Consider the following 12329-nt stretch of genomic DNA (forward strand, 5'->3'; position numbering starts at 1 on the left):
GAGGATAGGACGTTGCCAGGCATTTAATTTATTCCGCAATAGCTCAGTGGTAGAGCAACCGGCTGTTAACCGGTAGGTCGTAGGTTCAAATCCTACTTGCGGAGCCAATGGCCCGTTGGTCAAGCGGTTAAGACACCGCCCTTTCACGGCGGTAACACGGGTTCGAATCCCGTACGGGTCACCATTATACTTTTTGTGCCGGTGTAGCTCAGCTGGTAGAGCAACTGACTTGTAATCAGTAGGTCGCGGGTTCGACTCCTGTTGCCGGCACTGTTTTTTCTCAATTGTATAAGTTTCCTAGACAAACTGGGGGGGTAGCGAAGTGGCTAAACGCGGCGGACTGTAAATCCGCTCCCTCGGGTTCGGCGGTTCGAATCCGCCCCCCCCCACCATGTCGAGCCATTAGCTCAGTTGGTAGAGCATCTGACTTTTAATCAGAGGGTCGCAGGTTCGAATCCTGCATGGCTCATTTCTTGCGGAAGTAGTTCAGTGGTAGAATACGACCTTGCCAAGGTCGGGGTCGCGGGTTCGAATCCCGTCTTCCGCTTTTTCTTTTGGGGCCTTAGCTCAGCTGGGAGAGCGCCTGCCTTGCACGCAGGAGGTCAGCGGTTCGATCCCGCTAGGCTCCACCAATTTTATTTAAAGATCTTAAGCGAGTTTCGTTCGTCTTAAGTTTTTTTTATATGAAATGCCAAGCATAACCAGAGTACGTACGCAAGAACACCGTGATTCCCTTCACGGTGTTTTTTTGTATATTCATGCGTTTTTTTGTTGAGTTGAACCACTTGTTTGTTACCGCTTACAATATATGTAGAAGTGACTATGACATAGGGGGAATATCGTATGAACATTGCGTATATCAGCGTACCGTACCGTTATGGACAAGGAAAGCCAGGCACTGAACACGGACCTGCTGCTGTCGAAAAAGCGGGTCTACTCGCGACACTCGAAGCACGGGGACAAGAAGCAGTACGCTACGGGGAAGCGGCTGTTTTATCCGAGGATGCGGTCCGAGAAGAAGATCCGAAGCTGAAACGTCTTGAAGGCGTCGTCCATACGACGAATGACTTGCATCTAATTGTACGTGATGCGTTATCGGAGCAACGTTTTCCGTTATTAGTCGGTGGTGATCACAGCATGGCGATCGGAACGATTGCAGGATTACGCCAGACTGTACCACGTCTTGGCGTCATCTGGTTCGATGCACACGGTGATTTGAATACACCGGAAACATCACCGTCTGGAAACATCCACGGTATGCCGCTCGCTGTAGCCCTTGGGGAAGGACATCAGCGTTTAACGGAAGTCGGAGGAACAGATGTCAAGCTGCAACCGGAACATCTCGTCTTCATCGGATTACGTGACGTTGATCCAGGCGAACAAGAGCTGATTGATCGTCTTGGTATTCGTGTCTATGATATGGAAGCGATCCGAACTCGGGGAATGGACGCGATCATGGAAGAAGCGATTGCCTATTTGAAGGAAACGACGGATGCGTTCTATCTTAGCTTTGATATGGATGGTCTCGATCCATCACTCGTCGTTGGTACAGGAACACGTGTCGCCGATGGCATTTTCTTAGACGATGCGAAGACGGTGCTCCAGCATTGCGCAACGGCAGAAGACTTCATTGCAGCTGAATTCGTTGAAGTGAATCCGTTGCTTGAAGAAGGAAACGGAACAGCAGAACTTGCGAATGAACTGATCGGAGATCTACTTTTGGCAATGGAAACACATCGCTTAGTAAAATAATGGTTGAACTACCTCCACCTGCGCTTTGCTTAGAGGTGGAGGATTCCTGGGTGATCCGACCTAACGGTCGAAACCTGATCAGGCTAACCCCGTCGTCCCGACGGTTGAAGAAGCTAAGAGGCGTTCGGCTTCTTGTTTGAGATTCAGTCCTGCATTCACATCACGGTCGTGGTGGATACCGCAACCCGGGCATGTCCATTCGCGCAAGCCAAGACGTTTCACGTCTTGGTGTTGATGACCGCAACTCGAGCACAGTTGGCTCGATGCGAAGGTCTTCCTGACCTTCACAATGGTCTTCCCGTACCAGTTTGCTTTGTACTCCAGCATGCGGAAGAACGCTGACCAGCTGACCTCGGAGATGGACTTGCTCAACCTGCGGTTCTTCTGCATGTTTTTCACCAGCAAGGTCTCGATGCCGATGACGTCGTGGTTTTTGACGATCTCGGCCGATACCTTGTGCAGGAAGTCGGTGCGTTTGTTGGCAATCTTTTCGTGGATGCGGGCGACCTTCCGCTTTTGCTTCTGATAGTTCCTCGCCTCGGACAGCTTGACTTTTTTATCCAAGGCCATGCGCTGACGTCGAGAGAGCTTGCGTTGCTCGCGCGCGAGCTTCTTCTCAAGCGTTCGGAAGTAACGGTCGTTTTGGTAGACGGTGCCGTCTGACAGGACGGCGAAGTGCTTCAACCCGACATCGACGCCGACCGATGAACCCGTCTTCGGCAGTTCGTGGATCTCCTGCTCGGCGAGCAGGGAGACGAAGTATTTGCCTGAAGCGGTACGTCGGATTGTCGCGTTCAAGATTCGTCCTGCTACCTGCCTCGAGTTCGCAAAACGTACCCACTTCAGCCTAGGCAGTTTGAGCTTGCTGCCGACGATTGACACTTCGGGAAGTTGGTTCTTTTTCTCGATATTGGTTTTGTAGGATTGGACGGGATGACGCTTCGATTTGAATCGGGGCCGTTCATTCTGCTTCTTGAAGAAGCGGTCAAACGCATCGGAAAGATGTTTGACACTCGATTGAAGCGAATGGCTATCGACTTCTCTCAGCCAGTCGAACTCTTGCTTCAGCATCGGGATTTCTTTTGAACAAGAACCGTATGACAGTCCTTTGCCTGTCGCTTTATACGTCTCCTCCCACTTCGCTAAGAAGTGGTTGAAGACGAAGCGCGAACAACCAATGGTCTTCGCAATCAGGATTTCCTGCTCTTTTGTCGGGTAGATCCTGAATTTGTAGGCCTTATGCTTCCACATATTTTTCACCTCCTAGAAAGGTTTATACCCGAAAGGGAGGGGCGATTCACCTCCCACTTTCACTTCGTTTAGAAGTGGGAGTGCTCTCGCCTAATTTAGATAGAACTTGAACTCTTTTCATCGGGGTTCAAGTTTTTTTGTTACAATTTAAAAGGAGATGAAACATTTATCGGTCGACTTCGTATAAGAGATTGACCGCATAGAGCGGGGGGTATTCAAAGTGGAAGAAACGACACTACGCTTAATTGAGCGAGTGAAACAGGGAGACCGTGATGCATTCGCGGCACTTGTTGATCTATATAAGGAAGGTGCCTTTCTTGTGGCTTTCCGCGTCTTGCGCGATCGAATGGAAGCGGAGGATGCGACACAGGAAGCCTTCATCCGTGTATTTACGAAGATTGATTCGTATAATGCACAATGGAAGTTCCGGACTTGGTTGTACCGAATCGTCACGAATGTATCGATTGACCGATTACGGAAAAAGAAACCTGACTATTCTCTTGATGCTGAGATGTCAGGTACTGAAGGACTGACATTGTATTCACAACTCGAGAGCAAGGACACCTTGCCGGAGGATCAAGTGGTCGATAACGAGCAACGAAACGAAGTCGGGGACGCGATTGCAGCTTTACCAGAAAAATACCGTGTCCCACTCGTCCTGAAATATGTAGAGGATCTTTCGCTAAAGGAAATCAGTGAAATGATCGAATTACCTGTCGCTACTGTCAAAACTAGAATTCATCGTGGACGAGAAGCGCTGAAGAAGCATTTTGCTAAACGATGAGAAGGAGGAACTCACCATGTCACGAGAGCATGTACATGAACGGATCCAGGATTATTTAGACCAAAACCAACCACCTGAGGAATTCGAGCGATTAGAAGCAGAGTTACGAGAAGTAGACGCGATGGACGAGTTCGAAGAGTATCGGCTCCTTGATGCTCGACTGCGTCAACTTCCAGCGCCTAAATTATCGGCAGATTTTACATCCCGCGTGCTGGCACAATTGCCTGAACAGGTGGAGACGCCAAGCGCTGCTTTGCTACACCAACCGCAACCGTCTCGTTTTGGAGGTAAGATGAAGCAGTACCCATTGCTCGCGGCAGCGGCTGTTTTCTTACTCTTGTCGGTCGGTAGCCTAGGTGGTTATATGGCACAAGAAGAACATGACTTATCCTATACGAATGCACCAGGCATCGTCGCTCAAAATGGCGAGGTCGTCGTCCCGAAAGGCGTCACGGTCGATCAAGATCTATATGTCGAAGGTGGGAACGTCCGAATCGAAGGGAAAGTCAATGGCGATGTCATGACCGTTGACGGGAAAGCTTACACGGCGAGTGCTGGTAGCGTGACCGGAGAAATCAAGGAAATTGATCAATTATTCGAACGCGTTTGGTACGGAATCAAGCGTCTATTTCAATAATCAGCTGGGACGAGTCGAACTCGTCCCTTTGTGCTATAATGGAAACTGTTTAAATCAGATGAGTTAGGGGGCACGGTTGGTGAATTACTTCAGCTGGCAACCACTTCAATTTCAATTGTTGAAACTGGGAGAAAACGTACATTGGTACGATTATATTAATGACGTGATTGATATTGCGGTCGTGACGTTCGTCATTTACCGTCTCATGATCATTGTCAAAGGAACAAAAGCAGTCCAGCTCATTAAAGGGATCTCGGTCATTTTGATCAGTTGGTTCTTGAGTGGCTTTTTTGGACTCAAAACATTGCAATTCTTATTGAATCAAATCATCACCTACGGGTTACTGGGGATCATCATCATCTTCCAACCTGAACTCCGACGTGGACTGGAACACTTAGGACGAACGAGTAAATTTTTCTCACGTAGTGCCATCAGTGATGAAGATGAACAAGTTCGAATCGTCGATGCACTCGTATCGTCTGCTCAGTACATGTCAAAACGGCGTATCGGAGCACTCGTGACGATTGAACGCGAGACAGGACTGAGTGAATACGTGGAGACGGGCATTCCGCTCGGTTCACAAATCACGAGTCAGTTGTTGATCAACTTGTTCATTCCGAATACACCCTTACATGATGGTGCCGTCATCGTCCAGCAAGGCAAGTTAGCAGCAGCCGCTTGTTACTTACCGCTGTCTGAGAGTGCACATATCTCAAAAGAGCTTGGAACACGTCACCGCGCTGCCATCGGTGTCAGTGAGGTGACGGATAGCGTCACGCTCGTCGTTTCGGAAGAAACGGGTGGTGTCTCACTCGCCATCAATGGACGTCTGTACCGGGAACTCGACGAAGAATCCTTACGGACGAAGTTACTTGAGACGATCGTCAAGGCTGAGCCGACGAATACTTCCTTCTTGAACTGGATGGGGGCGAAAAAATAATGTTCGAAAAGTGGTTCAATGAACGCTGGTTTTTACGCATCGTTGCCGTCGCCTTAGCCGTCATGTTGTATTTGATGGTCGCAGGTTCGAATACGACGGGAAAAAGTGATGCCGCTAGTCTATTACCGATCGCGGGACAAGGTTCGACGAAATTTGACGTGCCGGTCACGGTCCAGTATGATGAATCGCAGTGGGTCGCCTATAATATTCCAGATAGTATGGAAGTGACCGTCAAAGGTCCGTCGAGTAGCTTGACGATGCTCCGGCTCGTCCAAGATTTTGGATTATCGATTGATTTGAAAGGACTCGACCCTGGCTATCATCGTGTCCGTGTCACAGCAACTGGCTTCGGAAAAGATGTCGAGGTGACACCAAAACAGGAGACGATCGAAGTTTTCCTCGATAAGAAGATTACAAAGGAAGTACCGGTACAAGTCGCCTTACTCAATAAAAACAAAATCGCTGAAGGATATGTCGCTGGGGAAGCGCAGCCGAACCAACAAACTGTTGAAGTCACGGGAGGCGCAGAGAAGTTACAGGCGATTTCAGCGATCCAAGTACCGATCGATGTGACCGGTCGGGCAGAGACGTTCAAAGAGACGTTCAATGCTAAAGCGACTGATACGAACGGGAATACGATCAATGCATCTTATCAACCGGAACAATTAGAAATCACAGTACCGATCTATAAGGAAAGTAAGACGGTACCGATTAATGTGAAGACAAAAGACAACGTCAAAAAAGGGTATACCGTCGTCAAGATCGTTCCCGTCACGACGGAAGCTCGTCTATATGGAACAAAAGAAGAATTAGAGCGCATCGGTTCCGTCGATACGGAAGCGGTCTCGCTCAAAGGATTGACGAAGACGACGGAAAAAACCGTCAAACTCGTCGAACCGGAAAACGCGACGGCGATGGATCCGACACAGGTCACCGTCAATATCGTCGTCGAAAAAGAAAATGCCAATTCGACGACAGAAACCGTCGAGGATCGAGCGGAGAAAACGATTCCGGGTGTGACGGTCACGTTGAATGGATTCGATGAATCAAAGTATACGATTGATTATAATCAAACGATTGATGTCGTCGTCCGTGGGAAAGAATCTGATTTAGCATCGATTGATGCGACGGATATCAAAGCGGTCATCGACGTGACAGGATTAAAAGAAGGAACGCATGGATTGCCGATCTCGTATCAGACATCAAAAGCCTTTGATGTCCTGCGTCCGGATAATATGGATGTCACATTAAAAGCGATTCCCCGGACATCCATTCCGACCAATTAAAACAAATTAGTGAAATGAGGAAATAACACATGGGTAAGTATTTTGGAACTGACGGCGTACGCGGCGTCGCAAACGTAGAATTGACACCGGAACTTGCGTATCGCCTCGGTCGAACAGGTGGTTACGTGTTGACGAAACACGAAAGCACACGACCAAAAGTCTTGATTGGACGCGATACACGTGTATCTGGTCAAATGCTTGAGAATGCACTTATCGCGGGTCTGTTATCAATCGGTGCAGAAGTCATGCGTCTTGGTGTCATCTCGACACCAGGTGTCGCATACTTGACAAAAACGATGGATGCGACAGCCGGAGTCATGATCTCTGCATCGCACAATCCAGTGGAAGATAACGGGATCAAGTTCTTCGGTTCAGACGGCTTTAAGCTCGATGATGCAACAGAACTTGAAATTGAAGCATTACTCGATGAAGCAGAAGATACATTGCCACGTCCAGCCGGAAAAGAACTCGGCTTCGTTCATGATTACTATGAAGGGGCTCAGAAATATCTCCACATGCTTCGTCAGACATCGGATGAAGATTTCTCAGGCATCCATGTCGCGATCGACGGCGCACACGGGGCGACGTCAAGCCTCGCACCACGTCTATTCGGTGACTTGGAAGCAGAAGTATCGACGATCGGTACAACTCCGAACGGACTCAACATCAATGATGGTGTTGGTTCGACACACCCTGAACATCTCGCTGCCTTCGTTAAGGAAAAAGGCGCAGATGTTGGTTTATCGTTTGATGGAGACGGCGACCGCTTGATCGCAGTCGATGAGAACGGTGATATCGTCGATGGCGATAAAATCATGTTCATCTGCGGGAAATACTTGAACGAACTCGGTCGTCTGAAAGACAACACGATCGTTGCGACGGTCATGAGTAACCTCGGTTTCCATAAAACCGTCGAAGAAAACGGGATGACGGCGCTTCAAACAGCGGTCGGTGACCGTTATGTCGTCGAAGAGATGCGTAAGAACGACTATACACTCGGTGGCGAACAGTCTGGTCATATCATCTTCATGGATTACTCAACGACAGGGGACGGCATGTTGTCGGGCGTCCAGTTGTTGCAAATCATGAAAGCGACAGGGAAGAAGTTATCGGAACTCGCAGCTGAGATGCCGATCTTCCCACAACGTCTCGTAAACATCCGTGTTTCAGACAAAAATGGTGCAATGAGCGGTCCTGCCGTGCAAGCGATCATTGCTGAAGTCGAAGCAGAGATGGCGGGGAACGGACGGATCCTCGTTCGTGCGTCAGGAACAGAACCACTCGTTCGTGTCATGGCAGAAGCTCCGACACAAGAAGCATGTGATGCATACGTCGAGCGGATCGCGAACGTCGTTCGTGAGAACTACGCGTTACAAGAAAACTAAGCAGCCTGAAGCAGAGCGATTGCTCTGCTTCTTTTTTTACAATTATTTTAGAAAAACAGATTGAGATTTTTACAAAATATAGGGATTATACGTATTGATTAGAAAAATATCGGGAATAGTTACAAATACGTTACCTTTCTTGCTTTTTCAGATTAAAGTTCGTATGATGGTGAAGTCGGACAGAAACGGGGTCAGACGGAAACAAGAAGCGCCAGGGCTTTCTTCGTAGGATGAAAGCTGACGAGGTGGAGGTTTATCGAATCATTCGGCGGATGCCTCCCGGTACCAGATCCATACCGTAAATCGTTCTGAAATCGTTCAAGTGATTGGACGGACAAACAGACCGATCGGGATCCTCTCAACAAGAGCCGTTTCCTCTTTAGGGAAATACTTGTAAATGGAGAGATGTAACATGTGCGGAATCGTAGGTATGATCGGACAGGTCAACACGAAGGAAATTTTATTAAAAGGTCTCGAGAAGCTCGAGTACCGCGGCTATGACTCGGCAGGTCTTGCGTTCGTCAACGACGGCGTTCAAGTCCACAAAGAAGTAGGCCGGATTGCTGCGCTACGCGAAGTCGTTCCTGCTGAAGCAGACGGCACAGTCGGAATCGGACACACACGCTGGGCGACACACGGTGTCCCAAGCGTACCAAACGCGCACCCGCACCAAAGTGCGTCAGCACGTTTCACACTCGTTCACAACGGCGTCATCGAAAACGATGAGCAGCTAAAAGCAGAATTGAATGTCGATCTCCTCAGCGACACGGATACAGAAGTCATCGTTCAGATGATCGAAAAGAACTTCAACGAGACAGGTGACGTCGCGGAAGCATTCCGTCAAACACTCCGTGTCTTGCACGGTTCGTATGCCCTCGCATTGATCGATGCTGAAAATCCAGACGTCTTATACGTCGCAAAAAACAAATCACCACTTCTCGTTGGTCTCGGTGATGGTACGTTCAACGTCGTCGCATCAGACGCAATGGCAATGTTACAAGTAACGGATCAATTCATCGAGTTGCATGATGGCGAGATGATCATCTTGACGCGTGATAGCGTCACGATCCAAGATCTCGATGGGAACGTCCAAGAGCGTGAAGCGTACACGGCTGAAATCGATGCATCAGACATCGAAAAAGGAACGTACGCGCACTACATGCTCAAAGAGATGGATGAGCAACCAGCGGTCATCCGTAACATCGTTCAAAAATATCAAAACGAAGCAGGCGACATTACACTCGACCAATCGGTCCGTGATCTCGTACTCGGTCGTGACCGTGTCTATATCATCGGTTGTGGAACAAGCTACCATGCTGGTTTGATCGGAAAACAGTTGATCGAACAAATCGCAGGCATCCCGACAGAAGTGCACATCTCTTCTGAGTTCGGATACAACATGCCATTATTGACAGAGAAACCGCTCTTCCTCTTCCTTTCACAATCAGGTGAAACAGCGGATAGCCGTGCCGTTCTCGTCGAAGCGAAGAAACTCGGTCACCCGGCACTGACGATCACGAACGTTCCAGGATCAACATTGTCACGTGAAGCAAACGCAACATTGTTGCTCCACGCAGGTCCAGAAATCGCTGTTGCTTCAACAAAAGCGTATACAGCTCAAATCGCTGTTCTTGCTGTCCTTGCGTTTGACCTCGCTCAAGCGAAAGGGGTTGCCGTCAACTTCGATCTCATGAAGGAACTCGGTAAAATCTCAAGTGCGATGGAATCAGTCATGTCTCAAAAGGATCGTTTCCAAGAAATCGCGACAGAATACTTGTCTGAGTCACGTAACGCGTTCTTCATCGGTCGTGGACAAGATGCGTACGTCGGGATGGAAGGCGCATTGAAACTCAAAGAGATCTCGTATATCCAAGCAGAAGGATACGCGGGTGGAGAGCTCAAGCACGGTCCGATTGCTTTGATCGAAGACAACACACCAGTCATCGCGCTCGTGACACAACCACACGTTCACCTCAACAACCGTGGGAACGTCAAGGAAGTCGTCGCACGTGGGGCAAACGCGTGTGTCATCGCAGCAGAAGGTCTTGAATTGCCGACGGATGCATTCGTCATCCCAGCAGTCGAGCCACTCTTGTCACCGCTCTTGTCTGTCTTACCACTTCAATTGATCTCATACTACGCGGCACTCGGTCGCGACTGTGACGTCGATAAGCCACGTAACTTGGCGAAGTCGGTAACGGTTGAATAAGGAAACAAATCGACTCCAAATGACAGGCGTGTAAGCGTCTGCCGTTTGGAGTTTTTATATTAGGAGGAGAACGAGATGAACCGCTGGATCATCGCATTTCCTAAGAGATATGAACAGGACGTTCGGGTCGTTAAAGCATGTCTACCGTTTGGATGGACGCGTTTATCACCAGGGGCGATCGAAGTAAATGTAGAGCAGGAACAGATACAGATTCCGATGCGTGTATACGTGTCAGAAATCGACTCCGAGCGGATCAAGCAACTAACGCCGACTCAGCAGACGATGTTATTTTGTCTTTACACCCGTCACCATGATGGTCATGTTCGTGAGTATTATCTTCAGCAGTTACTTAAAAACCATTCACACGACGGATGGGTTCTCGCCTATCTCATCGAACTTGCTAGTGAATACGTCCGTGAAATCGTCGACATCATCGTACCCGCAATCGAGCAATGGGATCCGGAAGTGAAGCGGCGATTCGTTGAGGATGATCCGGCATACATGAAGCGAATTGAAGACCGGATGATCAGTTACTGGAATGCTTATTATCGGTCAAGTGGCGAACGACGATCCGAAGCGGACTACCCAGGCTTTCGGATTATAGAATCGTTACGGGAGGATGCTTCGGTAGAGGAAGTGTGAAGAGATGAAAAGGAGGGGCGCACTTGATTACGAAATCAAAGGATCTGTACTTAGAAGGACCTGGACCTGCTGTTTTGTTGTTACATAGTTTTACGGGAAGTGCGAATGAGGTGCGGGGACTCGCTCGTTTTTTACATACAGCCGGCTATACCTGTTACGCGCCCAATTACGCCGGGCACGGGGAATCGCCGGAGCGCTTGTTTGAGACGACAATCGAAGACGTCTGGCAATCCGCGCAAGCCGGACTCGCGTTTTTACGTGATCAAGGGTACAACGACATCTTTTTGATCGGACAATCACTCGGTGGAGTGATGGCACTTCGATTGGCAGAACAGTCAGGATGTGCCGGACTTGTCTTACTCTCAACGCCGATTCTTGAGCGGACGATTGCGGGACTCGAGCACCGCGTCCGTCGGTATACGGAACGGTATTTTCAATTTGACGATCGTTCGCCAGAGTGGATCTTAGATTTTGTCGACCGTCATTTTCCACGCCCGGAAAAAGACTTACGGGCACTGCAACAGTTCATTCTCGACACAGGAGTCGTCTTGCCGAAGATCACGCAGCCGATCGCTCTATTCCTTGGCGCCTTAGATGATGCCGTCTATCATGCGAGTCTCGAGCGAATCGAAACGACGGTGCCGAGCCGAGATCAGAAAAAGGTTCTTCTTCCGAACAGTAAACATTTACTGACGCTCGATCGGGATAAGCAACGTTTGTTCGAAGAAATCCTCATCTTCTTGAAGACGCATCCGGTAGAATCCTTGAAACCATCATCTGCTGTGCAGTAGGCTAGAGAAGTAAGCTAGACGTGAAAGGGGACGGGGTCATGCGAATTTTAGTAGTAGGAGCAAGCGGAACGATTGGGCAGGCAGTCGTCGAACGGCTGAGTGAGCGGCATGACATCATTCGTGCCGGACGAAGCGGAGCGGATGTACAAGTCGATATTACGTCAGAGGAAAGTATTCGGGCAATGTATGAAACAGTCGGTTCTGTTGATGCCGTCATTAGTGCGACAGGTGGCGCTCATTTTGGCCCATTGACGGACTTAACACCGGAACTTAATCAAATCGGGATTGACAGTAAACTAAAAGGTCAGGTCAATCTCATCTTGCTTGGTTTAGAGTCAGTACGAGACGGCGGAAGCTTTACGCTGACGACCGGCATCATGATGGACGATCCGATTCGACAAGGTGCATCCGCAGCGCTTGCGAACGGTGGGGTCAAAGCGTTCGTTCATGCAGCGGCGATCGAGATGCCACGAGGTATTCGGATCAACAGCGTCAGCCCGAACGTACTGATCGAGTCGCTTGAGAAGTACGGACCCTTCTTCCGTGGTTTTGAAGCTGTTCCGGCGTCACGTGTCGCGACGGCGTTCGAAAAGAGTGTCGAAGGGGCACAGACGGGGCAAAATTACGAAGTCTATTAACTAAAAAAGCAGGT

The 12329-nt window shown here is 49.2% G+C and carries 11 protein-coding genes and 7 tRNA genes; 17 read left to right on the forward strand and 1 reads right to left on the reverse strand.

Annotation, left to right across the window (positions count from 1 at the left end):
* Nucleotides 1-32: 32 nt before the first annotated feature.
* The 8 genes from B3G15_RS00395 to rocF all read left to right on the forward strand — a co-directional run bounded on the left by B3G15_RS00395 (nt 33) and on the right by rocF (nt 1752).
* A tRNA-Asn gene (locus tag B3G15_RS00395) sits at nt 33-107 on the forward strand.
* A gap of 2 nt (nt 108-109) precedes the next feature.
* Nucleotides 110-184: transfer RNA gene (locus B3G15_RS00400), tRNA-Glu, on the forward strand.
* Nucleotides 185-197: 13 nt separating this feature from the next.
* A tRNA-Thr gene (locus tag B3G15_RS00405) sits at nt 198-270 on the forward strand.
* 38 nt (nt 271-308) lie between these two features.
* Nucleotides 309-392, forward strand: a tRNA-Tyr gene (locus B3G15_RS00410).
* 4 nt (nt 393-396) lie between these two features.
* Nucleotides 397-469, forward strand: a tRNA-Lys gene (locus tag B3G15_RS00415).
* A gap of 6 nt (nt 470-475) precedes the next feature.
* A tRNA-Gly gene (locus tag B3G15_RS00420) sits at nt 476-547 on the forward strand.
* Nucleotides 548-556: 9 nt separating this feature from the next.
* Nucleotides 557-632, forward strand: a tRNA-Ala gene (locus B3G15_RS00425).
* Nucleotides 633-843: 211 nt separating this feature from the next.
* On the forward strand, nt 844-1752 hold the full coding sequence (gene rocF / locus B3G15_RS00430; protein ID WP_023466659.1) for an arginase: 909 nt from the start codon (nt 844-846) through the stop codon (nt 1750-1752).
* Nucleotides 1753-1830: 78 nt separating this feature from the next.
* Here the strand turns inward: rocF and tnpB are convergent, their stop codons facing one another.
* The gene (gene tnpB / locus B3G15_RS00435; RefSeq protein WP_290714339.1) at nt 1831-3003 is read right to left on the reverse strand and encodes an IS200/IS605 family element RNA-guided endonuclease TnpB; all 1173 of its coding nucleotides are present in this window, start codon (nt 3001-3003) and stop codon (nt 1831-1833) included.
* Between the two features lie 220 nt (nt 3004-3223).
* Between tnpB and sigW the strand changes: the two genes are divergently transcribed.
* From sigW to B3G15_RS00480, 9 genes are all read left to right on the forward strand, one after another.
* Nucleotides 3224-3787: an RNA polymerase sigma factor SigW gene (gene sigW / locus B3G15_RS00440; protein WP_023466660.1), complete on the forward strand. Its 564-nt coding sequence runs from the start codon at nt 3224-3226 to the stop codon at nt 3785-3787.
* A 16-nt stretch (nt 3788-3803) separates the two neighbouring features.
* Nucleotides 3804-4424, forward strand: coding sequence for an anti-sigma factor (locus B3G15_RS00445; RefSeq protein WP_023466661.1), 621 nt, complete (start codon nt 3804-3806; stop codon nt 4422-4424).
* Nucleotides 4425-4503: 79 nt separating this feature from the next.
* On the forward strand, nt 4504-5364 hold the full coding sequence (cdaA, locus tag B3G15_RS00450) for a diadenylate cyclase CdaA (protein ID WP_050676886.1): 861 nt from the start codon (nt 4504-4506) through the stop codon (nt 5362-5364).
* Nucleotides 5364-6650, forward strand: a complete 1287-nt coding sequence (locus tag B3G15_RS00455; protein WP_035411620.1) for a CdaR family protein — start codon at nt 5364-5366, stop codon at nt 6648-6650. Before cdaA ends, B3G15_RS00455 begins: the two co-directional genes overlap by 1 nt.
* Before the next feature lie 29 nt (nt 6651-6679).
* Complete coding sequence (gene glmM / locus B3G15_RS00460) at nt 6680-8035, forward strand: phosphoglucosamine mutase (protein ID WP_029343107.1); 1356 nt, start codon at nt 6680-6682, stop codon at nt 8033-8035.
* A 412-nt stretch (nt 8036-8447) separates the two neighbouring features.
* Nucleotides 8448-10244 carry a glutamine--fructose-6-phosphate transaminase (isomerizing) gene (glmS, locus tag B3G15_RS00465; protein ID WP_050676887.1) on the forward strand — a complete coding sequence of 599 codons (1797 nt, stop codon included), beginning with the start codon at nt 8448-8450 and terminating at the stop codon, nt 10242-10244.
* A gap of 75 nt (nt 10245-10319) precedes the next feature.
* A complete protein-coding gene (locus tag B3G15_RS00470) occupies nt 10320-10886 on the forward strand; it encodes a hypothetical protein (protein WP_290714340.1) in 567 nt (188 codons plus the stop codon).
* 23 nt (nt 10887-10909) lie between these two features.
* Complete coding sequence (locus B3G15_RS00475) at nt 10910-11677, forward strand: alpha/beta hydrolase (RefSeq protein ID WP_290714341.1); 768 nt, start codon at nt 10910-10912, stop codon at nt 11675-11677.
* Between the two features lie 38 nt (nt 11678-11715).
* Nucleotides 11716-12315: a short chain dehydrogenase gene (locus tag B3G15_RS00480; protein ID WP_290714342.1), complete on the forward strand. Its 600-nt coding sequence runs from the start codon at nt 11716-11718 to the stop codon at nt 12313-12315.
* Nucleotides 12316-12329 lie beyond the last annotated feature (14 nt).

Origin of the sequence: Exiguobacterium sp. UBA1053, assembly GCF_002316465.1 — a bacterium.
GTDB classification, from domain to species: domain Bacteria; phylum Bacillota; class Bacilli; order Exiguobacteriales; family Exiguobacteriaceae; genus Exiguobacterium_A; species Exiguobacterium_A abrahamii.

Bases quoted from the DNA above. Each gene is read 5' to 3' on its own strand.
- B3G15_RS00470 (WP_290714340.1), top strand. From the start codon at position 10,320: ATGAACCGCTGGATCATCGCATTTCCTAAGAGATATGAACAGGACGTT.
- glmS (WP_050676887.1), top strand. From the start codon at position 8,448: ATGTGCGGAATCGTAGGTATGATCGGACAGGTCAACACGAAGGAAATT.
- B3G15_RS00455 (WP_035411620.1), top strand. From the start codon at position 5,364: ATGTTCGAAAAGTGGTTCAATGAACGCTGGTTTTTACGCATCGTTGCC.
- B3G15_RS00480 (WP_290714342.1), top strand. From the start codon at position 11,716: ATGCGAATTTTAGTAGTAGGAGCAAGCGGAACGATTGGGCAGGCAGTC.
- glmM (WP_029343107.1), top strand. From the start codon at position 6,680: ATGGGTAAGTATTTTGGAACTGACGGCGTACGCGGCGTCGCAAACGTA.
- B3G15_RS00445 (WP_023466661.1), top strand. From the start codon at position 3,804: ATGTCACGAGAGCATGTACATGAACGGATCCAGGATTATTTAGACCAA.
- rocF (WP_023466659.1), top strand. From the start codon at position 844: ATGAACATTGCGTATATCAGCGTACCGTACCGTTATGGACAAGGAAAG.
- tnpB (WP_290714339.1), bottom strand. From the start codon at position 3,003: ATGTGGAAGCATAAGGCCTACAAATTCAGGATCTACCCGACAAAAGAG.